Origin of the sequence: Micromonospora sp. NPDC005087, assembly GCF_042872965.1 — a bacterium.
Lineage (GTDB): Bacteria > Actinomycetota > Actinomycetes > Mycobacteriales > Micromonosporaceae > Micromonospora.
In genome coordinates this window covers 24,575-49,754 of the sequence record NZ_JBIALB010000019.1, presented here as the reverse complement: position 1 = coordinate 49,754, position 25,180 = coordinate 24,575, and the positions used below count along the sequence as shown (strand labels likewise).

The 25,180-nt window shown below is 67.8% G+C and carries 22 protein-coding genes and 2 pseudogenes; 11 read left to right on the top strand and 13 right to left on the bottom strand.

Annotated features, from left to right (window positions below):
* Positions 1 to 561 precede the first annotated feature (561 nt).
* Entirely contained in the window at positions 562 to 1,563 is a 1,002-nt protein-coding gene (locus ACFYPS_RS30555; protein WP_354968042.1) for a Gfo/Idh/MocA family oxidoreductase, read from the bottom strand.
* 202 nt (positions 1,564 to 1,765) lie between these two features.
* Here ACFYPS_RS30555 and ACFYPS_RS30550 point away from each other — a divergent pair, with 202 nt between their 5' ends.
* On the top strand, positions 1,766 to 2,986 hold the full coding sequence (locus ACFYPS_RS30550; RefSeq protein ID WP_387328916.1) for a flavin reductase: 1,221 nt from the start codon (positions 1,766 to 1,768) through the stop codon (positions 2,984 to 2,986).
* A gap of 1,344 nt (positions 2,987 to 4,330) precedes the next feature.
* Here the strand turns inward: ACFYPS_RS30550 and ACFYPS_RS30545 are convergent.
* Genes ACFYPS_RS30545 through ACFYPS_RS30535 form a run of 3 tightly spaced genes read right to left on the bottom strand, consistent with a single transcriptional unit; the run spans position 4,331 to position 6,695 of the window.
* The gene (locus tag ACFYPS_RS30545; protein ID WP_354968044.1) at positions 4,331 to 4,888 is read right to left on the bottom strand and encodes a hypothetical protein; all 558 of its coding nucleotides are present in this window, start codon (positions 4,886 to 4,888) and stop codon (positions 4,331 to 4,333) included.
* Positions 4,885 to 5,727 (bottom strand): ABC transporter permease, encoded by an 843-nt coding sequence (locus ACFYPS_RS30540; protein ID WP_387328913.1) that lies wholly within the window; start codon positions 5,725 to 5,727, stop codon positions 4,885 to 4,887. Before ACFYPS_RS30540 ends, ACFYPS_RS30545 begins: the two co-directional genes overlap by 4 nt.
* Positions 5,724 to 6,695: an ABC transporter ATP-binding protein gene (locus ACFYPS_RS30535; RefSeq protein ID WP_354968046.1), complete on the bottom strand. Its 972-nt coding sequence runs from the start codon at positions 6,693 to 6,695 to the stop codon at positions 5,724 to 5,726. The genes ACFYPS_RS30540 and ACFYPS_RS30535 overlap by 4 nt, the downstream gene beginning before the upstream one ends.
* A 175-nt stretch (positions 6,696 to 6,870) precedes the next feature.
* Between ACFYPS_RS30535 and ACFYPS_RS30530 the strand changes: the two genes are divergently transcribed.
* The 3 genes from ACFYPS_RS30530 (at position 6,871) to ACFYPS_RS30520 (ending at position 10,034) form a co-directional block, all read left to right on the top strand.
* On the top strand, positions 6,871 to 7,548 hold the full coding sequence (locus tag ACFYPS_RS30530; RefSeq protein WP_387328910.1) for a response regulator transcription factor: 678 nt from the start codon (positions 6,871 to 6,873) through the stop codon (positions 7,546 to 7,548).
* A gap of 31 nt (positions 7,549 to 7,579) precedes the next feature.
* Positions 7,580 to 8,911, top strand: coding sequence for a sensor histidine kinase (locus ACFYPS_RS30525; RefSeq protein WP_387328907.1), 1,332 nt, complete (start codon positions 7,580 to 7,582; stop codon positions 8,909 to 8,911).
* A 298-nt stretch (positions 8,912 to 9,209) separates the two neighbouring features.
* Positions 9,210 to 10,034 carry a BTAD domain-containing putative transcriptional regulator gene (locus ACFYPS_RS30520; RefSeq protein ID WP_387328904.1) on the top strand — a complete coding sequence of 275 codons (825 nt, stop codon included), beginning with the start codon at positions 9,210 to 9,212 and terminating at the stop codon, positions 10,032 to 10,034.
* Positions 10,035 to 10,101: 67 nt separating this feature from the next.
* Here the strand turns inward: ACFYPS_RS30520 and ACFYPS_RS30515 are convergent, their stop codons facing one another.
* From ACFYPS_RS30515 to ACFYPS_RS30505, 3 genes are read right to left on the bottom strand one after another with little or no spacing between them, the layout of a single operon-like run.
* The gene (locus tag ACFYPS_RS30515; protein ID WP_387328994.1) at positions 10,102 to 13,296 is read right to left on the bottom strand and encodes an efflux RND transporter permease subunit; all 3,195 of its coding nucleotides are present in this window, start codon (positions 13,294 to 13,296) and stop codon (positions 10,102 to 10,104) included.
* A 39-nt stretch (positions 13,297 to 13,335) separates the two neighbouring features.
* Positions 13,336 to 13,815 carry a hypothetical protein gene (locus tag ACFYPS_RS30510; RefSeq protein WP_354968051.1) on the bottom strand — a complete coding sequence of 160 codons (480 nt, stop codon included), beginning with the start codon at positions 13,813 to 13,815 and terminating at the stop codon, positions 13,336 to 13,338.
* A gap of 43 nt (positions 13,816 to 13,858) precedes the next feature.
* Entirely contained in the window at positions 13,859 to 17,080 is a 3,222-nt protein-coding gene (locus ACFYPS_RS30505; protein WP_354968052.1) for an efflux RND transporter permease subunit, read from the bottom strand.
* Between the two features lie 126 nt (positions 17,081 to 17,206).
* On the opposite strand from ACFYPS_RS30505, the gene ACFYPS_RS30500 reads away from it, so the two are divergent.
* The gene (locus ACFYPS_RS30500) at positions 17,207 to 17,398 is read left to right on the top strand and encodes a hypothetical protein (protein ID WP_387328900.1); all 192 of its coding nucleotides are present in this window, start codon (positions 17,207 to 17,209) and stop codon (positions 17,396 to 17,398) included.
* Positions 17,399 to 17,410: 12 nt separating this feature from the next.
* Positions 17,411 to 17,545: pseudogene (locus tag ACFYPS_RS30495) on the top strand (family 1 glycosylhydrolase); the annotation flags it as partial.
* Positions 17,546 to 17,627: 82 nt separating this feature from the next.
* Here ACFYPS_RS30495 and ACFYPS_RS30490 read toward each other — a convergent pair.
* Both ACFYPS_RS30490 and ACFYPS_RS30485 read right to left on the bottom strand, forming a co-directional pair.
* The gene (locus ACFYPS_RS30490) at positions 17,628 to 17,858 is read right to left on the bottom strand and encodes a substrate-binding domain-containing protein (RefSeq protein ID WP_354968054.1); all 231 of its coding nucleotides are present in this window, start codon (positions 17,856 to 17,858) and stop codon (positions 17,628 to 17,630) included.
* A pseudogene (locus ACFYPS_RS30485) lies at positions 17,855 to 18,031 on the bottom strand (IS30 family transposase); the annotation flags it as partial. The gene ACFYPS_RS30490 and the pseudogene ACFYPS_RS30485, both read right to left, overlap by 4 nt.
* Positions 18,032 to 18,967: 936 nt before the next feature.
* Between ACFYPS_RS30485 and ACFYPS_RS30480 the strand changes: the two are divergent.
* On the top strand, positions 18,968 to 19,165 hold the full coding sequence (locus ACFYPS_RS30480) for an integrase core domain-containing protein (protein WP_387328991.1): 198 nt from the start codon (positions 18,968 to 18,970) through the stop codon (positions 19,163 to 19,165).
* Between the two features lie 225 nt (positions 19,166 to 19,390).
* On the opposite strand, the gene ACFYPS_RS30475 is transcribed toward ACFYPS_RS30480, so the two are convergent.
* The 3 genes from ACFYPS_RS30475 to ACFYPS_RS30465 all read right to left on the bottom strand — a co-directional run bounded on the left by ACFYPS_RS30475 (position 19,391) and on the right by ACFYPS_RS30465 (position 21,173).
* Positions 19,391 to 19,753 carry a zinc-binding dehydrogenase gene (locus ACFYPS_RS30475; protein WP_387328988.1) on the bottom strand — a complete coding sequence of 121 codons (363 nt, stop codon included), beginning with the start codon at positions 19,751 to 19,753 and terminating at the stop codon, positions 19,391 to 19,393.
* Positions 19,754 to 19,787: 34 nt separating this feature from the next.
* Positions 19,788 to 20,333, bottom strand: a complete 546-nt coding sequence (locus ACFYPS_RS30470) for an alcohol dehydrogenase catalytic domain-containing protein (protein ID WP_387328897.1) — start codon at positions 20,331 to 20,333, stop codon at positions 19,788 to 19,790.
* 177 nt (positions 20,334 to 20,510) lie between these two features.
* On the bottom strand, positions 20,511 to 21,173 hold the full coding sequence (locus ACFYPS_RS30465; protein WP_354968058.1) for a hypothetical protein: 663 nt from the start codon (positions 21,171 to 21,173) through the stop codon (positions 20,511 to 20,513).
* 534 nt (positions 21,174 to 21,707) lie between these two features.
* On the opposite strand from ACFYPS_RS30465, the gene ACFYPS_RS30460 reads away from it, so the two are divergent.
* From ACFYPS_RS30460 to ACFYPS_RS30445, 4 genes are all read left to right on the top strand, one after another.
* Positions 21,708 to 21,926 carry a hypothetical protein gene (locus tag ACFYPS_RS30460; protein WP_354968059.1) on the top strand — a complete coding sequence of 73 codons (219 nt, stop codon included), beginning with the start codon at positions 21,708 to 21,710 and terminating at the stop codon, positions 21,924 to 21,926.
* Positions 21,923 to 22,054, top strand: coding sequence for a hypothetical protein (locus ACFYPS_RS30455; RefSeq protein ID WP_354968060.1), 132 nt, complete (start codon positions 21,923 to 21,925; stop codon positions 22,052 to 22,054). The genes ACFYPS_RS30460 and ACFYPS_RS30455 overlap by 4 nt, the downstream gene beginning before the upstream one ends.
* A 157-nt stretch (positions 22,055 to 22,211) precedes the next feature.
* On the top strand, positions 22,212 to 23,096 hold the full coding sequence (locus ACFYPS_RS30450; protein WP_387328893.1) for an MHYT domain-containing protein: 885 nt from the start codon (positions 22,212 to 22,214) through the stop codon (positions 23,094 to 23,096).
* A gap of 19 nt (positions 23,097 to 23,115) precedes the next feature.
* Entirely contained in the window at positions 23,116 to 23,571 is a 456-nt protein-coding gene (locus ACFYPS_RS30445; RefSeq protein WP_387328890.1) for a GIY-YIG nuclease family protein, read from the top strand.
* Between the two features lie 681 nt (positions 23,572 to 24,252).
* Here the strand turns inward: ACFYPS_RS30445 and ACFYPS_RS30440 are convergent.
* Positions 24,253 to 25,089 (bottom strand): IS5 family transposase, encoded by an 837-nt coding sequence (locus tag ACFYPS_RS30440; protein ID WP_387328887.1) that lies wholly within the window; start codon positions 25,087 to 25,089, stop codon positions 24,253 to 24,255.
* Positions 25,090 to 25,180: the final 91 nt, after the last annotated feature.

Sequence of the window (25,180 nt, the reverse complement as noted above, 5' to 3'; positions counted from 1 at the left end):
GCCGCCGCTACGTAACTGCTTACCCCACCCCCATGCCCACTCGTCGTCCAGACCGTAGAGCTGGCCGAGGGGGAGGGAGACAACGCTGTTGGCGTATCCGGAACTGGCGAGGATTTGGTCGACTTTGTCGACGATCCACCGCTCGCCTGCCTTGCCGTCAGCGTAGAGCTGAGCCAGGTGGGTGAAGGCTTCCATCGCGGCGGCGCCATCTGTTCCTGGCGCGGCAACACCACATTATGCAAGCGCGGCCGGGAGCAGGGCCCGGACCCGTGCGGGTCGTCGCCGTGAAGCCTGGCGAGCTCAGCGAGGGCTGGCCCGTCTTATCCCCCTGCGAGCCAGAACGCGGCCCACCGAGGGATCCACTCGGTGGGCAACATGCCCAGCGTCAGCCACGCGACAGGAGTTGGTGCGGGATCCTCGCTGCCGGAGTGTCTGGGCAAATCGTGCATTCGGTCACCGTGTCGACTCGGTGGTGATCGCGAGACGTTTCTTCGCTGGAGTGGTTAGGCGCGGACCGCTAGGGAAGCCGGCTGCTGTCGAACCACGATGCGCCTGGGGTCGTCACGACGAACCACCCACCCGTTCAACGAGCCCGCTGTGCGCCGAGCGGGTGATCGCCTCGAACGCGTCGACGTTGTACAGCATCTCCTCGTACAACACCGGGTACGGCGCTTCGCCGGCGGCGGCACGGGCGAACGCTTCGATGTTCTCGCGGACGCTCGGGTACGGCGGCAAGAACACCGTCTTCGGCTCCGCTCCGCGGTGCACGGTGGTGACATCCCAGCCGCGCGGGAGCTCGGGGTGGTTGCGATCACGGATCTCCACCCACGCCTTGGACCCGAGCACCGTCACCCGGCCGACGAACGGCGTGGTGAGGATGGCCGTGATCATCGCAGTTCGGCCGTTCTCGAAGCCCATGGTGATTGTGAGAGTGTCACCGTTTTCGAACGTCGTCGCGTGGGTGGCGAGGCGGGCCCACACCTCCACCGGTCGACCGAACACCGCGATCGCCAGGTCGACCATGTGGATGCCGGTGGCCGACAGCGGGCCGACCGGCGCGGCCGCGGTGGACAGCCGCCAGTTGTCGCCCGGCAGGTCCAGGAACTTGTCCTGGCTAAAGTTGCCCTCGAACACCAGCGGGGTACCTAGCTCGCCGCTGCGGCACATCTCGCGCAGTTGCTGGACGGCCGGCTCGAAGCGGCGCTCGTGGCCGATGCCGAGCTGCACGCCCGCCGCCTGCACCGCCGCGATGGCGGCACGGGCCTCGCGGCCGTTGGTGGTCAGCGGCTTCTCGCAGAACACGTGCTTGCCAGCCCTGGCCGCGGCCACAATCTGTTCCGCGTGCAAGCGGTGCGGCGTGCAAAGGATCACCGCCTCGACGGCCTCGTCCGCGAGGGCCTCGTCCAGCGAGGTCGCCACGCGGATGCCGTGCTCGGCTCCGCGCTCACGGGCGGATTTGGCGACGTCCACGCCCAGTACGACTCGAACGTGCTCGCTGTTGGCCAGGTCGGTGACGATCTTCTGGCCCCACCATCCGAGGCCCACGACGGCTGCGTTGATCATCCGAGAAGTCAAGCCTCGGGACCGGGGAAAGCGGACTGTCCCCCGACGTGAAATTCACCCGCCGCGATGACGGAATCCGTCAGTCCCACCGGATACCTCGCCGGGTACGACGCGGAGCAGCAGCCTTCTTACGGTCCCCGGCACCCCGGCACCCGCAATCACACGGCTTGCGTGAGTGCCCACCTTCCCCCCGCTTTGTTCAATGAGCAGCACCGGGAAGAAGGACGTGACACTGTCCGCAGCCAATCCCGGCAGCGACGACGGAGGTAGTGGAATGAAGCCCGCCAGCACCAGCACGGACCGGTCGGTGGATGCGGCCAACTTCCGGCACGTCGTCGGTCACCTCGCCAGCGGGGTCACCGTCGTCACGACCGAGGCGGACGGCAAGCGTCACGGCATGACCGCGAGTTCCGTGACGTCGCTGTCGCTCGACCCGCCGATGATGCTCGCTTGCATCAACAACGCCGTCCCAACCGCACAGGCGGTGTCGATGTCCAGGCGGTACGTCGTCAACGTGCTCGGCGAGGACCAGGGCGAGCTCGCCAAGCAGTTCGCCATCGCGAGCAGTGACAAATTTCGCGGTGTCGCCCTCCGCATTGGGGCGTTCGGGCTGCCGCTGCTCAGCGACGCCCTCGCGCATATCGAGTGCGAGGTCGTCGAGTCGGTCGTCGGCGGTACCCACACGATCTTTCTGGGGCGGGTGGTGTCCGCGACCGCCGGCCAGGGGCAGCCGCTGACGTACTTCCGCGGCGGGTTCGGCCGGTTCGAGTTCGCTCGCGACGATGAGGTCTACGGACGCGCGCGCGAGCTCGTTCTGAGCCGGGTGTACCCCGCCGACCACGCGTTGCCGCTCGACGAACTGGCGACGCAACTCGACGTCGACCCGGCAGCTGCGTTCTACGCGCTGACCCGGCTGTCGTCGGATGGGCTGGTCCGCCGTGACCCGGACCGCGGCTACGTGGTCGCGCCGCTCGACGTGCGCACCTCCGACGAGACCTTCGACGCCCGGCTCGCGATCGAACTCGGCGTTATCGCGCTATCGATGCATCGGGTGACCGATGACGAGGTGGCCGAGCTGCGTCGCCGTTTCGACACGATGGCCGCGCTGCTCGTCGACGACCGGTTCGTGGACTTTCACGGCTATCTCGCCGCCAACTACGCGTTTCACGAGCACCTCGTGTCCCTCGCCTGCAATCCGCTGCTCACGTCGACGTTCGGTCGTCTCAGCATCAAGAGCGTGATGACCCGCTCATTCGGGTCGACGCCGGAAACGTCACAGAAGTTCGTGAAGGTTCAAGGGCGCCTGGTGGAAGCGTTCGAGCGGCGTGACGCACGTGCCGCGAAGCAGGCCGCCGTCGACTACTGCGAGCTCGCAAAGAAGCGGGTCCGCGAGATCCTGGCGTTCACCGGCGGACGGCTCTAGATGCGCCTGCTTACAGTCGGCTGATCGGGGATCCGCCGGGCGCGCTGTGCGGTTCGGCTCAGTTCCGCGTGAGCTTCCTCGATCGCCGCAAGGGTGGCCTGCAGGTGCTGGAGGGTCAGGCGCACGGCGGCCTGTTCGTCCCGCCGCTGGTAGATGTTAAGAAGCTCCTTGTGCTCGGCGTTCGCCTCGGGCGACGGAACATTTGGAGCATAACGGTTGCAATTGCAGGGCCCGGATGTCCGCCCATCGTGGTGACCCCTTCCTGACTTTCGGTCAAGGACCTGAACGGCCCTTAAAGAAAGGCCGAGGTAAGGTCCGATCACGGTTTACCAAGTCAGGCGCGAGGGGTAGCCTCCTGGAAAACTCTCAGTCCATGAGTCGACGAACGACATGCCACGAGACAGGCCTCCGGTATAACCCATTCCGATTAATCGTGTTGGTCCACGCTCATTGGCCTCTGTCGAGGCCGTCCGATTCGGAGGTGTTTGATGAGGCCAGACGAAGGTGTTCCAATCCGATGGATCACTTGGCCAGCTGGTGTAATCGCCGCGCTCGCCTGGGGGGCTGGTCGCCTTACGTCGATCGCGTTTCTTGACCTCATCTTCGTCGCCGCTGTCGCTTGGTTAGGCGGTTGGTTATTGAGCGACTTTACTTGCCGCTACCTCACCCGGCGTGGGGAGCTCGCACCGCGGGAGGGCGAAGTCGAGTGGGCGGTCGACGAGCCGAGACCGCGCCCACAGTGACGGAGCCGCCATTTCCTCGTAATGCTCGCCGACATGCGGCCGGTCGCTGTCGATCGTGCTCACCCTGGTGGGGGAGACGTGACCGGGCGGAGGGACGCCCAGATCGCCCCCGGGATCGAAAACCCCACTGCGTCGGACTCGCCCTGCAGAGGCCGCCAGGACGCGCTCGATGCCTTCGTTGCCGGCCTGTGCGGGCAGGATCGCGCGTCATTCGACCGGGTGGCCCTCACCGTGGTCGCCATCGAGAGCTCGACCGCCGACGGCGAACGGGCAGGGCGGGCGGGAGGGCGAGAACCAGCCTGGTCAAGCTGCTCGCCATGTACGCGCCGCACACTCTGAGGTTCTTCGACGGCGAGTTCATCTCGGAAAGTTTCCGGGCGCCTGCTTCTCGGCCCTCTCCGCCGGGTTCGACCCAAAGATCAAGAGCGCCACCCCTTGCGAAGATCAAGGCGCAGCACGGTGCCGACGAACGAAGATCGCGGCCGTCTATCAGACGGTGCTGAAACCGGTCCTGGATGCGGCCGGACGCCCCACCGGCGTCGACTTCGCGCCGGGATAACCGCGGCTCGGCAACCCTGAATCCGAGGGTGAGTTACTCCTGTCAACTCGTACGCCGATTGCGGTATCTGGCAGCTGCGGCCACCAGAGCGAGCACGACCGGAACGACGATGGCAACCGGCAGCGAGCCCGCTGCGGTCAGGGTCCGCTTTCCGGCCACTGTCACGTGTACCGGCTGGCTCACCACCAGCGGGCCCGTACCCGCCGTGGAGTCGCCTGCGGGCATGAGCACGACGTAGACGTCGAAACTGCCGGTGTTGACGGCCTGACTCTGCCAGGACAGTGACGTGCTGCTGCCTGGCGCCACCGGCGGAACTTCCCGGGTCACGTCCGCCGACCAGTCCTCGAGGTCGACGTAGACGCCGTCCAGGCTCGCGACGTTGAGGTGGGCCACCAGCCGGTCGGTCGGCACGGAACCCGAGTTGACCACGCGGGACTCAAGCGTCAACCGCTCACCAACGACCGTGTTGAGTCGGCTCTGCTCCAGTACGACCTCGACGACGCCCGGCAGTGGCGGCGGAGCGGCTGCCGCCGAAGCGGTCAGGCCGACGGGAGCCGTCAGCGCCACCAACAGCCCTGCGAGGGCCAGCCCTGTCTTCATGCTCCGCTCACCCCTCCATGCAGCCTGACGATCCGGGTGCCGGCGGCAACCAGGACGCCGCCGGCCAGTACCGCGGTGAGTAGCGGAGACATCAGGTAGGACAGGTCCCGCGTCCAGCCGTGCCCGTTGACGAGCACAGCCGTCAGGTAGTGCAGCGCCGCGCCGACCGGATTGAGCCGGACGAGAAGATCACCGAACCAGCCCTTCGGCGCGCCGCCGGGCAACTGGGTCGGTGCGAAGAGCGCCACCAGCAGGAACAGGCTCACCGCGAGGCTGACTTTGTTGGAGCTCGACACGGCGCTGATCAGCAGACCGAGCGCGGCGAGCGCGACCGCCAGCAGCGTGCCGACGGGCAGGCCCAGCAGCAACGCCTGCCCGACGATGGACACTCCGCGTCCGAGTACCCACAGATACGGCACGCTCACGACGAAGGCCGCGAGCCAAAGTGACATGGCAGCTGCCATCTTCCCCAGCACGATCGCCCGGCGGGAGACGGGTGCGAGCAGCAGGCTCTCCAACGTGCCCCGTTCCCGCTCCCCGCTGATCGCGTCGGCGCTGACCACCAGCGTGACGAGGACGCCGACCGCCACCGCAACCTGCAGGGTGAGGTTCACCGCTTCCCGCTGCTCGAGGAAGTTGAGCACCTGACCGGTACCGGCAAGGTAGGTCATGACGCTCAGGACGACGCTGAACGCGAAGACCAACACCGGGCCGCGCCCGCTCACCCACAGATCGCGGCACTCCTGTTCGGCGACGACCCGCCAACCCGGGCCATCGCCGCGAACCCCGCCCGCGCTGGATTCGCCGAACCGGACCCGCCCCCGCAGACCCGTCGTCATCGGACACCCTCCCCGGTCATAGCAAGGAACGCGTCGCTGAGCCGCGCGCGTTCGGCCTCGAAGGACAGGACCGGCACGTCGGCGCTCAGCACGGCCCGCAGTGCTGCGTTCATCCCGGTACCCGTGCCGCTCTTGTCTGCGCCCGGCGATCCGTTCAGGGAGATCCTGAGGATGTCGGGACGTTCGTCGGCGGGCTCTGTCATCAGGCCGGCGACGCCCGCGAGCGCTTGCCGGGCCCGACCGACCAACTCGATCGGTACGCGCATCTGCGCGTACTGCTGGGTGGGGACAGCGCGGGTGACCTCGCCGAAGGTGCCGGAGACGAGGACCTTTCCCTTGTGAAGGATCAGCACGCTCGTGCAGATCTCCTCGACGTCCGGAAGGGTGTGGGTGCTGAGGATGACCGTCGCTCCTCTGACCACCGCGATCTCGCGGACGATCGCCAGCATCTGACGTTGCCCGGCCGGGTCGAGCCCGAGCGTCGGCTCGTCGAGGAACACGACAGCGGGATCGTTGACCAGCGCCCGTGCGATGCCCAGGCGCTGCCGCATGCCGCGGCTGTACGTGGAGATCCGCGACGAGCCACGCTCGGCCAGGCCTACCTCCGCCAGTAGCCGCTCGGCGACCCGCGCGGCGTCCGGACGGGCGTTGCCGAACAGCCGCGCGTGGTAGCGCAGGTACTCCTCGCCCGTCTGGTGTCCGGGATAGCCGCTGCTTTCCGGCAACACGCCGATCCGCCGTCGAATCTCGCCCGGCCGGGTGCAGGGAACACCAGCCACCGAGAACTCCCCGCTCGTCGGCGCGAGCACCGTGGTGAGCAATCGGATGGTGGTCGTCTTGCCCGACCCGTTCGGCCCGAGCAGTCCCACGACCTCGCCTTGTCGTGCAGTGAAGCTCAAGCCGTCAACCGCCGTACGGTCCCCGAACCGCTTGGTGAGCCGCACCGCCTCGAGCTGCACGCTGGCCATGAGCGTCCCCCTCTCGCCGTGCGAGGTGGCGGCGCGCCACCCGCGGTCCGTTCGACCAGGACGTCATGGCGACTGTACGGCGGGTTGGCTGAAGACCGGCTGAACGCGGACGAAGCCGGAGGTCTGCGTCGGCGGCTTCAGCGGGCAGTAAGCCGGCGAGTGGCACACTTGGGGAGTGCGCATCCTCGTGGTCGAGGACGACAAGCATCTCGCCCGGTCAATCAAGCGTGGACTGGAGGCCGAGGGGTTCGCTGCTGAGGTCGCACTCGACGGCATCGACGGCCTCTGGCGGGCCACGGACGGCGACTTCGACGTCATCGTTCTCGACATCATGCTTCCCGGCAAGAACGGCTTCCAGGTGTGCGCCGAGTTGCGTGAGGCCGGCAACTGGACCCCGATTCTCATGCTCACGGCCAAGGACGGCGAGCTCGACGAGGCGGAAGCTCTCGATACCGGAGCCGATGACTACCTGTCCAAGCCGTTCTCCTATGTCGTCCTGGTCGCCAGAATTCGGGCGCTGCTGCGCCGGGGTTCGCGGGAGCGCCCGGCCACGCTGAATGTCGGCGACCTGCGGCTCGACCCCGCCGCCCACGGGGTCTGGCGTGGGGAAACGGAGGTCTCACTCACTCCGCGCCAGTTCGCCCTCCTCGAGTTCCTCATGCGGCGTCCGGGCGAAGTGCTTTCCAAGGGCACCATCCTCGACCACGTCTGGGACTTCGCGTTCGACGGCGACCCCAACATCGTCGAGGTCTACGTCCGGCACCTACGCAGGAAGATCGACGAGCCGTTCGGTCGATCCGCGATCCAGACCGTCCGTCTCGTCGGCTACCGACTGAACCCCGATGGTGGCTGAAAACCCCCGGCCTCGGGCACGCCTCACGACGGTGCGCGCCCGCACCACCGTGGCCGCCACGATCGTCGTTGGTGTCGCCCTCGTGGTCACCGCCGTGGGCCTGGTGGTGTTTCTGCGTCGTTCGCTGGTCGAACGCGTCGACGACATGGCGAGGGTACGTGCGCACGACGTCGCCACTCTGGCTCGCCAGGGCACGCTCCCCACGGAGCTGGCCGTCGAGGGTGACGACGGAAGCATCGCCCAGGTCGTGGACGGCGCCGGCCGGGTGGTGGCCGCCACCGCCGGACTTCGGCGCGATCAGTCTCTCGCCCGGTTCGGCTCCCCCGTGGCGGGGCCCGAGGTGCGCTCAGTGGACGGCCTTCCTTTCGGCGAGGCCGGCAGCTACCGGGTCATCGCGCTGTCCACGGCTACGCCCGAGGGACCGGTGACCGTCTACGTTGCGGCGAGTCTTTCCCCGGTCGATGACGTCGTCGACGTTCTCCAGGGCGCCCTTGCCACCGGTGCTCCACTGCTGCTGGCACTCGTCGCCGTCACGACCTGGACGGTCGCGGGTCGCACCCTGCGGCCGGTGGACGCTATCCGGGCCGAGGTCGCCGACATCTCCGAACGCTCCCTCGACCGGCGCGTGTCCGTGCCGACCACGGACGACGAGATCAGTCGGCTCGCGGGCACGATGAACATGATGCTCGACCGGTTGGATGCCGCCGCCGAGCGTCAACGTCGCTTCGTGGCGGACGCCTCGCACGAGTTGCAGACCCCACTCGCCGCGGCGCGCACCGACCTGGAGGTCGCACTCGCTCACCCCGACGGCACCAATTGGAACGACACGGCAGCCGACCTGCTCGCGGCGAACCGTCGTATGGAGCGCCTGGTCCGGGACCTGCTGTTCCTCGCCCGGGCGGACGCCGGCACCCCTCGCGCGGCGACCCGTCCGGTGGACCTTGACGACATCGTCCTGGCCGAGGCGGCCCGGATCCGTGGTGGCGGCCACCTGCGGGTCGACACCGGCGCGGTCTCGGCGGCTGCCGTCGATGGCCGTCGCGACGACCTGACCAGGGCCGTACGCAACCTGTTCGACAATGCCGAGCACTATGCCTCGTCATCGGTCAGCGTCGAGCTCGGCAGCGACGACCGCCGGGTCACGTTGATCGTCCACGACGACGGGCCGGGGATTCCGTGCGCGGACCGGAAGCGCGTCTTCGAGCGGTTTACGCGCCTCGACGATGACCGGAGCCGTCGCACGGGCGGCACCGGTCTCGGTCTGGCCATCGCGAGAGAGATCATCGACGCACACGGAGGGTCGATAGACGTCGAGGACGCACCTCGGGGTGCACGGTTCGTCATCTGCCTACCTGCGCGCTGACCGAGGGCCTCGCTCGGGAAGATCCGACGATTTCTCACCAAATTGCAAAGGCCGTGCGGAGCGCGTTCAGGCATTTGCGGAAATCCCCAGCGATCCAGCGAACCTCTTGACCAGCCAATCAGCTGAGTTGCAACATAGTATTACAAAGTAGAATTAAACTTGACGGTCCCGCGTAGATCGTATTACAGCCGAGTTTACACCCGTTCAGGCGCGTTGACTCCGCTAACCACGTGCGGCTCGTGCCGGCGGAATACGGGAAGTGACAATCGGCCGATCAGCCTGATCATCACGAGCGTCCATGGCGCGGTTCCGTGACCCTGCGCAGCGAGGCGGAGGAGGTGCAGACGCATCAGGGGGGTGTGGGGTTGTGGAGTTCCGGCTCTTGGGAGCAGTGGAGGCATGGGCGGGGGATCGACAAGTCGATCTCGGGCCACGCCAACAGCGGCTTATGCTGGCGATCCTCGCGCTGAACGTGAATCAGATTGTGCCGCTCGACCGCCTCGTTGACCTGACATGGCCTGAATCGCCGCCACAGACCGCACGTCATGCCATCCACGTCCGCGTCTCGCAACTGCGCCTTGTCCTGACCATGGCCGGTGCGGACCGTGAAGGCGTGGAGATCACCACGCGCGGCCCGACGTATCTCCTGCGGGCTGACCCGATGAGCGTGGACGCCCACCGCTTCCGCGCCCTCCTCGCCGCGGCTCGCCGTGAGACGGACGACCTGAAGAAGGCGGCGATGCTGCGGCGCGCGCTCGATCTGTGGCACGGACCCGCGCTGGCCGACGTGGCGACCCGGCGAGTCGAACATCTGTGCCGGGGACTGGAGGAAGCGCGGTTGACCGCTGTGGAGGAGTGGCTGGACGCGCAGTTGCGGCTCGGCCGGCACGAGGCCGTGTTGGATGACCTCGCCGAGTACGCCGGGCAGTATCCGTACCGCCAACGATTGCTCGCGCAGCTCATGTTGGCCCTGTACCGCGCCGGCCGTGCCGCCGATGCGCTGGTCGCCTACCGGCTTGCGCGGAGCCGGCTCGTCGACGAACTCGGACTCGATCCAGCGCCGCAGCTGCAGCAGCTGGAGAGAGCGATACTTCGCGGCGATCCTGGGCTTGACCTGCCGTGACCCAGCGGCCCAGCGGACCCGTCGGCAACCACGGCGACTCGTTCTGGCTGGGATGAGGGTCCGCCGGTCAGGCATGGGCCGCTCCACGCCGCCGGGCTGCTGGCCACACGCGCGTTCCGAGCCGAGATCTGTGCGGCGTGGACGAATGCTCGTGTCGTCCGAAGCGCAGATAGAGGGACGGGAGGACGAACAGGTTCAGCAGCGTCGATGTGACCAGGCCACCCAGAATCACGACCGCCATCGGGTGTTCTATCTCGTGACCGGGAAGGCTGCCGGCGATGACCAGGGGAACGAGGGCGAGCCCGGTCGCCAATGAGGTCATGAGGATCGGCGAAAGTCGCTCCTTCGCACCGCGGAGGACGAGACCTCGGCCGAACTGTTCAGATTCCTCCCTTTCCAGGTGCTGGAAATGATTGATCATCAGGATGCCGTTGCGGGCGGCGATGCCCAGCACGGTGAAGAATCCCACGAGCGAGCCGAGCGAGAGGATGCCGCCACCGAGGTATGCCGCGAGGACCCCGCCCACCAGAGCCATGGGCAGCGTGAGGAGGACGAGGAACGCCAGCCGCCAACTGTTGAAGGCGGTGGTCAGCAGGAAGAGAATCCCGATCACCGCGACGCCGGCGAAGAGCAGCAGCCGATCCTGGGCGCTCGTGGCCTCCTTGTACTCACCGAGCAGCTGGGGATGGTACCCCGGCGGGAAGTCCACCGTCGCCAGGCGGCGCTCGACCTCGGCCGCGACGTCACCCAGGGCCTTCCCCGCGGCCACGTTGGCCCCCACATTGATGTACCTCGACCCGTTTTCCCGCAGAATCTGGTTGGGCGTGGGCACCATCGTGACCTCGGCCAGTTCACCAACGGGGACCTTGCGCCCGTCCGCTGCGTCCATCAGCAGGTTGCGGACGCTCTCGATGCTGTACCGCGCACTCGGCACGCTCCACACGTGCACCTCGGTGTTCTTTCCGTTCCGCCAGATGTCGCCCGCCTCCTCGCTGGCGATGAACGTGGCGGCCGTCCGGCGTACGTCGCCCGGCTTGATCCCGTACCGTGCCGCCTTGGCCAGGTCGACCTGGACATCCACCTGAGGAACGTTGGTCTGCAGCGTCACGTGTTCGTCGATGATGCCGTCGACACCGGCGATGAGCTCCTCGACCTCGTTGGCCTTGTCGCGCAGGACGTCGAGGTCGTCACCGACGATCCGGATGGTGATGGCCTCGCTGGATCCCGTGAGCACCTCCTTGGTGCGTTCCTTCAGGTAGGTTTGCACATCGCGCTGCAGTCCGGGGTAGCCGTCGACCACCTTCTGCACGGCGGCGAGAGTCTTGTCGTAGTCGACGTTCGGGTCGATGCTGATCCAGTTCTCGGTGAAATTCATGCCGACGACCTCGTCGGCCAACGTGCCCTGCCCGATGTGCGCGCCGAAGTTCCGGACCCCGGGGATCGCCCTCAGCTCCTTGCTGACCTGTTCCGTGATGCGGACGCTCTCCTCACGCGAGGTGCCGGGCTGGGCCACCCAGTGCATCAGGAAATCCCGCTCCTTGAACGCGGGGAACAGGTTCTGCCCCAGCATCGGTACCACCATGACACCGCCCGCCAGGACGAGCCCTACGGTCGCGTAGGCGACGGCGGGACGCGGGATGATGCGTGCCAGCATCGCGGTGTAGCCGCGCTGGAGCCAGCGCACCAGCGGCGATTCTCGCCGCTCGATCGGCGACCTGGCCAGCAGCAGCAGGGCGAGCGCCGGGATGACCGTCAAGGCCACCAGCAGCGATGCCAGGACCGCCAGCCCGTAGGCGAACGCCATGGGCCGGAAGAACGAGCCGGTGAGCCCGGTGAGCAGGAAGATCGGGACCGTGCTGACCAGGATGATCATCGTGGCCTGGACGATCGGACCCCGCACCTCCACCGACGCGTCGAGGATGATCGCCGCGGTGGACTTCGTGCTGCCCGCTCGTCGATGCTCGCGGATGCGGCGCACGATGTTCTCGACATCGATGATGGCGTCGTCGACGAGCACGCCGAGGGCAATCACGAGCCCCGCCAGGATCATGGTGTTTATCGTGGCGCCGGACCAGTAGAGCACCAGTCCCGCCGCGACGAGGGAGAGCGGGATCGAGATCGCGCTGATCAGCGCCACGCGCCACTCGAAGAGGAAGAAGACGAGGATCAGGACCACGAGTCCGAAGCCGATGACCAGCGCCCGGCCGAGGTTCTCGACTGAGGTCTCGATGAAGGTCGCCGGCCGGAAGATCTCCGTATCCACGTTCAAGCCCTGCATGCCCGGCGCGAAGTCCTTCAGCGCCGCCTCGACCCCGCGCGTCACCTCGAGCGTGTTGCCCCACGGCAGCTTCTCGACGATGAGCATGAGGCCGGGGCCGTCGTTGATGACCGCGTCCCCCGTGAGCAGTGACGGCGGCATGATGTCGTCGGTGATGTAGGCGACGTCCTTGAGGTAGACCGGCTTGGCGCCCTTCGGCACCTCGATGGGAATCTCGGCCAGTTGCTGCCCGGTCAGGGCGGGCAGTTGGTGCTGCACCTGGAGACGCTGGTTGGCGGTGTCGACCCACCCGCCGGTGCCGATCTCGAACCCGCCGTTGAACTTCAGCTGACCCACGTCCACCGCGTCTCCGGCGGCCTCCATGACCTGGGCCAGCGTGACGTTGTGCCGCTTCATGAGCTCGGGATCGACGAGGGCCTGCTTGACGTGCCACCGATCGCCCCAGATGGCCACATTCGCCACCCCGGGTACGCGCATCAGGCGGGGCCGGACCGTCCAATAGGCCTGCAGCGCCATCTCGACGTGAGCCGCATCCGACTTGTCCGCCTGGGATATTCCGATCTTCATCACCCGGCTGGTTGACGAGAGCGGTTGGATCATGAAGGGCGCGTTGGCCCAGCGGGGCAGTCTCGGTGTGATGGCGGTGAGGCGCTCCTGGATCAACAGGCGGGCCGCCATGAGGTCGGTCCCGGGCTTGAAGATCAGGATGATCGAGGAAAGCTGGGAGACCGACTTGGAGCGCATCACGTCCAGGCCCTCGATCCCGGTGAGCCCCTGCTCAAGCGGGACGGAGACAAGCTCCTCGACATCCTGCGCGGACAGCCCGATGCAGATCGTCTGTATCTCCACCCGGGGCGGCGCGAACTCGGGGAAAGCGTCGACGGGCATGTGGCGAATCTGCACGACGCCGAAGAACATCATCATCGAGGCCCCGACAACCACCAGGAACCGGAGCTTCAGACTGGTTCCAATGATCCAACGCATCATGGTCTGGGGTCCCTACCCTCGTACCGACTGGATGGACTACTTACCGACCCCGAGCTCGGCGCCCCAAAGTTCGATGACGCCGATCGTCACGATCGCCGTCCCCGCCGGCGGTGCCTGGGCAAGAAACGCGTCGGTCCCGCCTGCCCCGCCCACGGTCGCGACCACGACCTTCTCGCGGACGTACGTCAAGGGCTGGGGAACCGTGTAGACCCAGGCCAGGCCGGTCGGGTCGTAGAGCACCGCCGAGTACGGCACCACGGTCGCCGGCGGGCCCGGCGACGGGGTCGGCCCGCCCGGCGGTGCGGTCTGCGCCGCGCCGATCGTGACCGTCCTGATGTCCACCCGGCGCGCCGCCTGCTCGGTCAACGTCACCTTCTTCACGTCTTTTCCCGGGATTGCCTCGACCATGGCCGGACTCTCCTTGTGGCCACCCGAGGTGTTCGAGGCGGGCGTCGTGCAGGCCGCCAAGCCCAGCGTGATCAGGATCGCTGCCGTCCACCGACCGCTGTGTCGCATGTGGTCGCCTCCTTGTCTGTGCATGGGACTCTCCTGGTTCCGATCAGGCTGGAGCTGGGCTTGATGTGGGTTCCTTGCCCGCCGCACCGGGTTCTGGCCTGGGCGGAGGTATCGATCCGGCCCGAGGCTCCGACCGGGCCACCGATGGAGACCGGACGGCGAACCGCAGATACAGCACGGGCAGGACGAGCAGGTTCAGCAGCGCGGTCGTGATCAGACCACCAAGGATGATCAGGGCGAGCGGACTCACGATCTCGAGGCCGGAGACGCTGCCGTAGATCACCATGGGAAGCAGAGCCAGCCCCGCCGCCAGGATGCCCGTCACGGCGGGGATGAACTGCTGCCGTGACCCGAGCTCGACCAGTTCGGCACCCTGCGCGTGGCCTTCGTCCGCCAGCCGCTGGTACCGCCTGATCTGCAGTGTGCCGCCCCGAACGGCCATGGCCAGCACGGTGAGCAGCCCCAGCAGCGCGACCACCGAGACGGCCGGCCGGTCGATGGCCGCCAGCAGTAGCCCGCCTGACAGCGCCGTCGGCAGGAGCAGGAAGTACAGCGACGCCACCCGCCAGCTACCGAAGCCGGCCTGCAGCAGGAAGAAGATCAGGATCACGGCACCGACCACGAAGGTCCACACCCGGAGATCCGAGCTCGCCTGTGCCTGTCCCTCTCCGAGCACCTCGAGGTGGTGCTCACGGGGGAAGGTCACCTGCTGGAGGCGGTCCTTGGCCTCGCTGGTGACGGCGCCCAGACCCCGCCCGCGCACGTTCGCGACGACGTCCATGCTGCGGGAGACCTGGTCGTGCGTGATGACCTCCGGCTTCGCCACGACTCTGACCTCGGCGACGTCGGCCAGGCGCACCTGGGCCGGGCCGCCGCCCGGGCCGCCGACCGGTGCGTCGATCAGCAGGTTCTGGATGGTGGACAGGTTCTGGCGCACCTCGGGGACGCCCCACACCACGACCTCGAACACCTTCTGGTCGTCGAAGAGGTTGCCCGCGACGGTGGACGAGATGAGGGTGGCGGCCGCCCGGCGCACGTCGCCCGGCTTGAGGCCGTACTTCGCGGCCTTCGCGACGGACACCTCGATTTCCACCGTCGGCGCGACCTCCGCGGTCCGAACCCGTGGCTCGGTGACGCCGTCGATGGCGGAGATGATGCCGAGGACCTCCTGGGCCTTCTCGTTGAGCACCCCGTAGTCGTTGCCGTAGATGCGCACGATGAGGTCTTCCGCCGCCCCACGGGTCACCACTTCCCGGATCCGCTTGTCCGAGTAGGTGATCACATCGCTCTGCACACCGGGATAGCCATCCACCACCTGCTGCACGGCGGCCAGGGTCCGGCCGTAGTCGGCCCCCGGGTCGACACTGAGCCACACCTCGCCCGAGTTCATGTTGACGACCTGGTCCGACGCCAGTGCCCGCCCGGTGTGGGCGCCGACGTTGCGTACTCCCTGGACGGCCCGCAGTTCGGCACTGAGCGCACCCGTGATCCGGTTCATCTCCGGTCGGGACGTGCCGGGCGGCGCCTCCCAGGTGATCATCAGGTCGCGCTCCTGAAGCGTCGGGGACAGCGGCCGCGAGCCGAGGAACGGCAGGGCGGCCAGGCCCGCTACGACGAGGAATCCGACCAGGGCATAGGACCAGACGGGCCGGTGGAGCAGCCGGGGCAGCAGCGCGCCGTACGCCCGTCCCAGAGCTCGGGCGAGCGGCGACTGGCCGTGCTGCAGCGACGACCGGGTGAGCAGGAGCGTGGCCAGCACGGGGGCCAGCGTCAGCGCGACCACCAGTGAGACCACCGTGGCGGCCAGGAAGCCCTGGGCGACCGGGGTGAGGAACGCCCCGCGCACCCCGTCGAGGATGAAGAGGGGCACCACCGAGACCGCGGCGATGAGGGCCGCGACGAAGAGCGGGCCGCGTACGTCGAGGATGGCTCCCCGGATGGTGTCGGAGACGGGCTCGTCGGAGCCGTCCTCGCGGCGCTGCCGCAGCCGTTGCCTGACGTTGTCGACGGCGACCACCGCGTCGTCCACGACGATGGCGAGGGCCATCACTAGCCCCGCCAGGGACATCATGTTGAGAGGTACGCCGAACCAGGACAGCACGAGCACCGTCACCGCCACGGAGGCCCCGATGGTCAGCAGGCTGACCAGCGCGGTGCGCCAGCTGAACAGGAAGGCGCCAAGCACCAGCAGCAGGAGGATGGCGCCGAGGATCAGCGTCGTGGTGAGGTGGTCGACCATCTTTTCGACGAAGGTGGCCGGCCGGTACACCGTCGTGTCGATCTCGACGTTCGGCATGGCCGGTCGAAGCTCGTCGAGCGCGGCCTCCACGTCCCGGGTCACGTCCGCGACCTTGGTGCCCGGGAACCTCTCCACCACGAGCATGAGGCTCGGGGTGTCCTTGACGACCGCGTCGCCGATGAGGAGTTGGTGATCCTCGACGATCTTGGTGACATCGCCCAGCAGCACTCCGCGGTCCTCGGCGCCCTGAACGGTGACCTTGCCGAGATCCGCCGCGGTCTTGATCGGCTGGTTGTGCTGAATCTCGATCCGTTGGTTGGCGGTGTCGATGAAACCGCCGAGTCCGGGGGTCGAAGCCTCCACGAAGGTCAGTGGCGAGACCCACAGCGCGTTCGCCGACGTGCGCAGCACCTGGTCCAGCGTGACGCCGTGCTGCACCAGCTTGGCGGGATCGACCTGCACCTGCAGTTGACGGTCACGGAACCCCCAGATGGCCACATTGGCGACGCCAGGGACGCTCAGCAGGCGGGGCACTATCGTCCAGCGCGACAGCAGCGACATATCGATCAGTGACTGATTCTGGGACGAGAGACCGATGTTCATGAGCCGACCGGTCGACGAGAGGGGCTGCACCACCAGCGGTGGCCTCGACGAGGCGGCCGGCAGCATGGCGACCATGGTCAGCCGCTCCTGCACGACCTGCCTGGCCCGGATCGGGTCCGTGCCGGGCTCGAACGTCATCTCCATCGACGACAGTCCCGGGAGGGTGCGGGATTCGAGCTTCATCAGCCACGGGATCCCGTTGAAGAACTCGTTCTCCATCGGGTTGGTGATCAGATTCTCCACCTCTTCGGCGGAGAGCCCGAGCGCCTCGACCTGCACGTCCACCCGTACCGGCCCGAACTCTGGCAGGGCCTCGACCGACGAGTTGCGAAGCTGTACGAAGCCGACGGCCATCAGGGCGACGGCGATGGCGAGCACCAGCCGTTGGTATTTGACGCTTGACCCGACGATCCACCGCATCATGGCCCGAGACCTCTCAGTTGGAGTTCATCGGTCTACCGACCAGGGTCAAGATGACGCCGACCGCTCACGCTTTGCTCACAGTGGGCTCACAGTGGGCTCACAGCGGACGCACGCAGGTCCTCTCGGATGGACAAACTGGGAACCGGACTGCTTCGCTGTCGAGCCCGAGGCGGGCATCTCCGGCAGGTGCTGCACCGCGCCGCCGGGACCGGGCTGCCGCTGTACATCACGGAGAACGCCATCGCCCTGCGGACCCACCTCGCCGCCGTCGCGGCGGCTCTGACCGAGGGCGTCGACGTCCGCGGCTGCCTGCACTAGTCGGCGTTCGACAACTTCGAGTGGAGCGAGGGCTACCGCCCAAAGTTCGGCCTCGTCGTCGTCGACCACGACGACGGCTTCGCCCGGGTCCCGAAGCCGAGCGCGTACGCGTTCGCCAAGGTGGCGCAGAGGGGCCGTCTGCCGTAGGGCTGGTCAGCGCCGGGGCTGCTCACTGGAGCGGCGGACGACCAGTTCCGGCTGGAAGACGACGTGCCGGTGCCGGTGTCCCTCACCGGCCTCGGCCTCTTCGAGCAGCAGTTGGGCCGCCGTTCGCCCAGTTGCTCCCGCGTTGGCGGACCGACGACAGCGGGACAGCGGCTGCCCCGGCGAACTCGATGTCGCCGTAGCCGACGATCGCCACGTCGTCCGGCACCCGCAGCCCGCGTCCGGTCAGCTCCTGCAGCACATCGAGTGCGATCAGGTCGTTGGTGCAGCGGCGGGCCTGACAGCTTAGGTTCAAGGAGTCGTTGCAACACCAGCTCGTTGCGGCGATCTTAGGTGTTCTTCCAGGGCTTCTGCTGGCGTTCGCCAACCCAGTGACTTACGGGGCCGGGTGTTGAGCGTGGCGGCGATGGCGTTTAGGTCGGTGACGCTGTGTCGTGATAGGTCAGTGCCTTTCGGGAAATACCCGCGCCTGTACCGTGCCAGAAATAGACGGATGGGCTGTGAGCTGGGGTTTCGCCTGACTGCTGCACGATCGGTTCGTGACGGTTCGGTTGCTGTATCTGATCATGGTTCGGGTGTTCGGCTGGATCGCGCTCCTCACCAGAACTGACGCCGAGAAGACGGCGGAGTTGCTGGTGCTTCGGCACGAAGTCGCCGTGTTGCGCCGGCAGGTCGGGCGGGTTCGGCCGTCCTGGCCGGACCGGGCCGTGTTATCCGCGCTGACAAGAGTGCTGCCCCGTCGGCTGCGTGCGCACCGGATTGTCACCCCGGCCACGCTGCTGGCCTGGCATCGGCGTTTGGTCAAGCGGCATTGGACGTATCCGAACCGGGCAGGTCGTCCGCCGGTCAGCGACGAAATTCGGGATCTCGTCGTGCGGTTGGCCCGAGACAATCCGGGCTGGGGACACCGCCGAATTCAAGGTGAGCTGGTGGGACTCGGCCACAAGGTCGGTGCCGGCACGATCCGCCGGATCCTCGCCGCCACCAGGATCGGTCCGGCGCCACGCGGGGTCGACACCTCTTGGCGGACTTTCCTGCGCGCTCAAGCATCCGGGCTACTGGCCATCGACTTCTTCCACCTCGACACCGTCACCCTCCGGCGGCTATACGCGCTGGTCGTGGTGGAGGTCGCCACCCGCCGGCTGCACATCCTCGGGGTCACCGCGCACCCTACCGCTGCCTGGACCACCCAGCAGGCCCGCAATCTGGTGACGGACCTCGGCGACCGGATCACATCATTCCGGTTCCTCATCCGTGACCGGGACACCAAGTTCGCCGCGTCCTTCGACGCGGTGTTCGCCGCCGAAGGGCGTCGAGGTGGTCAAGACTCCGCCACGGACGCCTCGGGCGAACTGATACGCGGAGCGGTTCGTCCGCAGCGTCCGTTCCGAGTGCACGGACCAGATCCTGATCTACAACGAACGCCACGCCCGCGCAGTGCTCGACGAGTACGCCGCCCACTTCAACCGGCACCGTCCACACCAGAGCCTCGCCCAACGGCCACCGAACCACGATCCCAGCGTCGTCATCCCGATCAACGCGCCGATACGGCGACGACGGATCCTCGTCGGCGTGATCAACGAGTATCACCGAGCGGCCTGACCGGATCAACCAAGCCGCAGGTCAGCCCCGCGCAGCGAGTTTTGGCACGGTACAGGTTCCAAAATCCCCTTGCGAGGGCTGAGCTGGCCTTTTACGCCGCTCGCTTGTACTCGTTGATCAAGCCACCGAGGTCTTCGGCGGCTCGCGCCCGCCGGCTCACCCCCGGGCACCGAGATACGGCGGACAGGCCGGGCGGGCCGCACCGGAGCCCGCCCTGTCTGGGAGTCAGCCCCCTGTCGTGATCTGGGACCGACGCTCCGGCGCCATGACCTGGAGCACGCGCTTGCCGCGCACGTGCCGTGTGGCCAAGTCGTGGTACGCCTCGCGCACCCGCTCCAGCGGATAGGCCTGCATGATCGGCAGCACCAGCTTGCCGTCCGCGGCCAGCCGTGCCAGTTCCGACCAAATCGCCGGGCTGTTGGCCTGCTCCTGTGCCTCGTGCTGCACCTGGTACCGCTGCACCGCGCGGCCGTCGGCGATCGTGTTGATCCGCGACGGGTGCACGCCCAGGAGGATCGCGACGTCCATATTGCCCGCGCCGTACGTGTCCACGTAGGCGTCCACGCCCTCGGGCGCGGCGGCCCGAATCCGCTCATGCAGACCGGGCCATAGCGCACGGGTGTTACGCCGAGCGAGGAGAGGAACTCGTGGTTGCCTTCGCCCGCGGTGCGGATGACCCGGGCCCCGCGCAGCAACGCCAGCTGCGCCGCGACCACCCCGACACCGCGGACACCACCACGGTGTCGCCGGCCCGCGGGGTGACGGCCTCCACCGACGCCCAGGCGGTGGCCCCGGCCCCGGGGGTGGTCGCAGCCTCGTCCCAGCCCAGGCCGTCGGGCTTGGCCGCGACCACCGACACGTCTGCGGCGACGAACTCGGCTTGCGCCGCGCGTGGCGTGAAGCCGATGACGGCCTGTCCGGGGGCGAAACCGGCGACCTTCGGTCCCACCTCGGCGACCACCCCCGAAAAGTCGTTACCCTGCCCCTCCGGGAAGGTCGCCGGCCTGATGTCGGCGAAGATGCCCTCCCGGATACCGATCTCCCCAGGGTTGAGCGCCGCGGTGACGACCTCGACAACCACCTGCCTCGGTCCCGCCGACGGCCGCGGCACTTCCAGGACCTCCAGCACCTCCGGACCGCCGTACCGTCGGAATCGCACCGCTCGCATTCCATCCTCCTTCTCGGCCGCTCGTCTGCGTATCGGGCCTCGCTCGCGCACGTGGCATGCCGAGCGCCGCGGCCGTCGTCCGAAGGTCGCGACGTACCAGGGTCAGCAGGGAGGGCATCGCCACGCTCGGTGTTGCCCTGCGCCGACTTGCCTGAACCGTTGACGCGGACTTCCCGGTCAGCTCGGGTAGCCCGTCCCCCGCGCCGGGGACTGCCAGCGCGTCGCGTCTGACTGCCAGGGCTCGTTCGTGGAATGGCTGCGCGGCGAATCGGTCCAGCGTGAACCGCCGGCCATCGCCGGCGCCGGTTCGTCGGACTTACCCGGCTTCGTCGGATCCTCACCCTGCTTCGTCGAGCCGAGCCCGTCCGCGCCGAGCGGGCGGTCCTGTTCCGATACCGGCGGAATGATCGTGTCCGGGACAACGATCGTCGGCTCATCGGCGTCCGACTGCGGCCAGCGCCGCCACCGCTGGACACTGGCGACCCCGACCAGGAGCAGCGAGCCCAGCAGCAGCGTCGTCCCGGTCCGTACGGGGGTGAGCACGTCAATCTGGTAACCCGCCACGCTCAGCTTGTGACTGAGTAGGTCCAGCAACCGTGCCGGGCTGAACAACAGGCCTGCGTAGCTGACCGTGTACGCAAGTCCGGTCAGCACCGAGCCGATCGGGGAGATCCGGACGGTGGCGATGAGCCCGAGGAGAAGGCCAGCAGCCGCCAGTACCAGCAACGGCTTCAGCAGAGCGTTAGGGTCGAGCGCATCACCACTGTCCTGCGCATCCGCGAACACCCGCAGGGACCGGCCTTGTCCAGCGGCGAGCAGGACCCAGGCCAGCGGACCCACGATGAGCGCGGCGATTACGGTCTTGATGTGTCGCATTCGAGCAAGGTACCGAGCTTCCCTCGTTGATCGACAACCCGATAAGCAAAACTTAAGTTGCCGTCAGGCAACGTCGTCCGGCTAGCTGACTGCGTCGAAGGTGGGCTGTCAGCGTGCGTAGCGCTCGGTGAGTTCCGCGCCGATCCGGGCGAGTTCCCGGCGACTGCTGGCGGGTAGCCGCTGGGCGTGCGCGACGAGTGCCACCACGATCCCCTCCACGCCCAGGGTCCGCGGCCGGGTTACCAGCGCGTCCAGGAATTCGCCGAGTGCCGCGCGGTCCTCGATCTGGCAGGGAACCTCCTGCAGTACGAGGAGGTGCCTGAGGCCCTGGAGTACCGGCAGAGCATCTCCGGCGAGCGCTGACCGACCAGCTTCCGTCCGGCCCGCCTGGCGCGGGCCGGTGCGGTGGTTGATCGACCGGCAACCACGACCGGAAAGGAGCCGGCCGGACCAGCCGGGGCTGGGGCGAGGTCCCGCCGGAGCGGCACGGCCTGCTCGGTGTCGACGGTGACCTGCGGCCGTCCCAGGATGGTCTTCACCTGCGGTGCTCAGCGCGAGTTCGCTGAGCAGCTCGTTCACGTCGCCCACGAGTGGCTGAAGCCGATGACCGGACCGCTGCAGACCCTCGACCCCCTGGCCGCGCGGCTGGACGGTTTCGTCGGCAGCATGTTCGTTCAGATGAGGGGCGACGGCGGCCTCGACTGGCATCAGGTTTGAACAGGGTGGTCGACCTGCTCGGCCAGCTCGCCGACTCCGGCGGGGCGTCGGCTGACCTGCGGTCCACCGGCCGGCAGGCGATCGACGCGTTCAACCGGAGGGTGCTGGCCGACCACGCGGCCGCCTGATTCATCATTCGGGCAGGTGGCGACGGTGAATAGACGCATTGGACAGTCGCCACGACGGCACTGAATGCCCGAAGGTGCCGTTGCGCCTCGTGAGACGCCCCCGGATCATGGCCGTGGCACATCGTTACGCACGGGCCATTCTTCGGGGGAAACCGCCGTGGCGGAGATCAATCACTTTGAGTACGGGTGGATCACGCCCGCGTTGAGCTACGCGCTATCGGTGCTCGGCTCGTTCCTGGGCCTGATCTGTGCCACCCGCATCCGCATCGCGAGCAGCGCAGGCCAGCGGGTCTGGTGGGGCGGGTTGGCCGCCCTGGCGATCGGCGGCACCGCCATCTGGACCATGCACTTCATGGCGATGCTCGGCTTCGCCGTCGAGGGTACCCGGATCCGGTACGACCTGCCGATCACCGCGGCCAGCGCGGTCTTCGCCGTGGTGGCGGTCGGCATCGGACTGGCCATTGCCGGCACCGGGCGGGTGTCCGTACTGCGCATCGTCGGCGGCGGCCTCTTCACCGGCGCCGGGGTCGCGGCGATGCACTACACCGGCATGGCAGCGATGCGGCTCGACGGACGGCTCAGCTACGACCGGACCCGGGTGGTGCTCTCGATTGTCATCGCGGTGGTCGCCGCCACGGTGGCGCTCTGGCTGGCGGTGACCGTCCGCCGAGGCCTGGCGATTTTCGGCTCCGCGCTGGTGATGGGCGTTGCGGTCAACGGCATGCATTTCACCGGGATGAGTGCCCTCTCTGCGCACCTGCATCCGGGCGGGGGCGAGGTCACCGGTGCGGACGTGAGCACCCTGCTGGTGCCGATCATCCTGGCGGTGATCTTCGTGGCGGTCGGCCTGGTCTACGCGCTGCTTGCGGCCCCCACGGACGAGGACCGGGCCGCAGCGGCGTACCTGAACGGCCGGCTCACCGCCGAGCCCGCCGACCGATCGGGCGAAGTGACTGCGGACCCGGTAGGGCTCCGCGCCCGGCCGACCCTGGGGCGGCCGGGCACGCCGTTCCCGTCCCGCCCGGACCGCGCCCCCCTCTGACGGATCGCGTCGGTCGTCCGTGAGGTGGGCGGCTCTAGCTGGCGTCCTGCCGGGCAGCCAGCGCATCGGCGAGGCGGCGGCCGAGGCCGTGGACTATCGGGCCGCGAACATCCGCGCCGGGTACGTCTACGTGATCTCCAACATCGGGGCCTTCCGCGAGCATATGGTGAAGATCGGCATGACCCGACGCCTCGACCCGCTCGACCGGGTGCGGGAGCTCAGCGACGCCTCGGTGCCGTTCAACTTCGACGTGCACGCCCTGTTCTTCTCCGACGACGCCGTCGGCATCGAGACCCAGATGCACACCCGCCTGGCGGACCGTCGCGTGAACCTCGTCAACCAGCGCCGCGAGTTCTTCCGCGTCACCCCCAAGGAGGCGAAGACGCACCTGCTCGATCTGGCAGGGAACCTCCTGCAGTACGAGGAGGTGCCTGAGGCCCTGGAGTACCGGCAGAGCATCTCCGGCGAGCGCTGACCGGCCAGCCACCGCACCGGCCCGAGCGGGCCGGTGCGGTGGCTGGCCGACTGCGTGCTTGTGGTCCCGGGATTGGCGCCGGATCAGACGCCGAGGGACCTCCGAGTGGCCTGGACGGTGGCGAACAACTCCTCGTAGCAGTCGAAGCCCCGCTCGATGCAGTCCATGTCGACCCCGCATTCGCCCTGTCGCGCCCCCATCAGCGGCTCCTCCGGCATGGACACTGGAAAGGTCAGGAAGTCGACGTCGGGAACTCGTTCCTGGAGCAGGTCGACGTCATCCTGGACGCCGTCCCCGACCTGCAGCCACCGGTTGAACTCGTTGTAGACGATCGCACCCGCGGTGATCCCCTTCGTCCATCCGGTGAAGAGCGCGGCGAGACTGGTGGCGGCACGAGCCGAACCCCAGGCGTCGGGGGTGAACTCGTAGCGCCAACTCCATGATCACCGACGGGGCCGCACCCGTCCCGCGTCACCCTCCAATCAGGCCGTGACACCGCGTACGCCCAGGTCAGATACGCCTCAATCGACTACGCAAAGACCCTGCTCACCCAGGCCGACAGGTTGACGATCAAGGTGACTACACCGGACCACCCACAGACGAAGGTGAGGTTCCCCCGTTAGCGTGGAGGCCGGACCTAAGAGGGCGTCTGATTCACGTATTATGCGAGTGATGCTGCCTTCAGTCGTCTCGCCAGGTTGGGGTGGTTTCGTTAGTGACGCGTTTGGTGAGGTTGTCGATCATGGCGATGCGGATCATGCTGGCGGAGTTGTCGGGTAGGGCTTCGTAGTCACGGGCCAGGCGCCGGTGCAGCATGAGCCAGCCGAGGGTGCGTTCGATGACCCATCGGCGTTTGACCACCGAGAACCCTTTGATGTGCGGGTCTTTGGCGACGACCTCGACATCGATGCCGAGGGTGGCGCCGTGTTCGATCACCCTGTTCTTGAAGCCGGCGTCGACCCAGGTCTTGGTCAGGGCGGGGTGGGTGGCTTTGGCCTGGTCGAGGAGGTTGATGCCGATGGTGTTGTCGCTGGCGCTGGCGGCGGTGACGATGACCGCGAGCAGCAGGCCGAGAGTGTCGGTGACGATGCCGCGTTTGCGTCCGACGATCTTCTTGCCGGCGTCGATGCCCTGGCTGGCCAGTGGTGCGTTGGTGGAGGTCTTCACGCTCTGCGTGTCGATCACGGCGGCCGACGGCTGGGTGGCGCGTCCGGCCTTGGCGCGTGCCAGCCCGGTGAGGTCGTAGTTGAGCTGGGCGAAGAGGCCGTCGCTGGTCCAGGCGGTGAAGTAGCCGTAGACGGTCTGCCAGGGCGGGAAGTCGTGGGGCAGGTAGCGCCAGGCGATGCCGGTGCGGTTGACGTAGAGGATGGCGTTGAAGATCTCCCGCAGGTCGTGGGTGGCGGTACGTCCGCCGATCCCGGCGTCGGTGCGGGCCTGGCGCCAGGCGGTCAGCCGTGGTGCGATCAGCGCCCAGCGGGCGTCGGACAGGTCGCAGGGGTAGGCGGGTCGCTCGGCCATACGGTATGTCTACTGTGGACCAGGCGGTGGATCGCCGTTGGGTCCGGCGATTCCCGAACTTTCAGAACCAGACACGATCTGCGGATCAAAG

Coding starts and splice junctions, on each gene's coding strand:
- ACFYPS_RS30515 (WP_387328994.1), bottom strand. CDS start 13,296: ATGCGTTGGATCATTGGAACCAGTCTGAAGCTCCGGTTCCTGGTGGTT.
- ACFYPS_RS30520 (WP_387328904.1), top strand. CDS start 9,210: ATGGCGCGGTTCCGTGACCCTGCGCAGCGAGGCGGAGGAGGTGCAGAC.
- ACFYPS_RS30470 (WP_387328897.1), bottom strand. CDS start 20,333: ATGCGAGCGGTGCGATTCCGACGGTACGGCGGTCCGGAGGTGCTGGAG.
- ACFYPS_RS30500 (WP_387328900.1), top strand. CDS start 17,207: ATGGACAAACTGGGAACCGGACTGCTTCGCTGTCGAGCCCGAGGCGGG.
- ACFYPS_RS30535 (WP_354968046.1), bottom strand. CDS start 6,695: ATGGCCAGCGTGCAGCTCGAGGCGGTGCGGCTCACCAAGCGGTTCGGG.
- ACFYPS_RS30555 (WP_354968042.1), bottom strand. CDS start 1,563: ATGATCAACGCAGCCGTCGTGGGCCTCGGATGGTGGGGCCAGAAGATC.
- ACFYPS_RS30505 (WP_354968052.1), bottom strand. CDS start 17,080: ATGATGCGGTGGATCGTCGGGTCAAGCGTCAAATACCAACGGCTGGTG.
- ACFYPS_RS30440 (WP_387328887.1), bottom strand. CDS start 25,089: ATGGCCGAGCGACCCGCCTACCCCTGCGACCTGTCCGACGCCCGCTGG.
- ACFYPS_RS30545 (WP_354968044.1), bottom strand. CDS start 4,888: ATGAAGACAGGGCTGGCCCTCGCAGGGCTGTTGGTGGCGCTGACGGCT.
- ACFYPS_RS30550 (WP_387328916.1), top strand. CDS start 1,766: ATGAGCAGCACCGGGAAGAAGGACGTGACACTGTCCGCAGCCAATCCC.
- ACFYPS_RS30510 (WP_354968051.1), bottom strand. CDS start 13,815: ATGCGACACAGCGGTCGGTGGACGGCAGCGATCCTGATCACGCTGGGC.
- ACFYPS_RS30540 (WP_387328913.1), bottom strand. CDS start 5,727: ATGACGACGGGTCTGCGGGGGCGGGTCCGGTTCGGCGAATCCAGCGCG.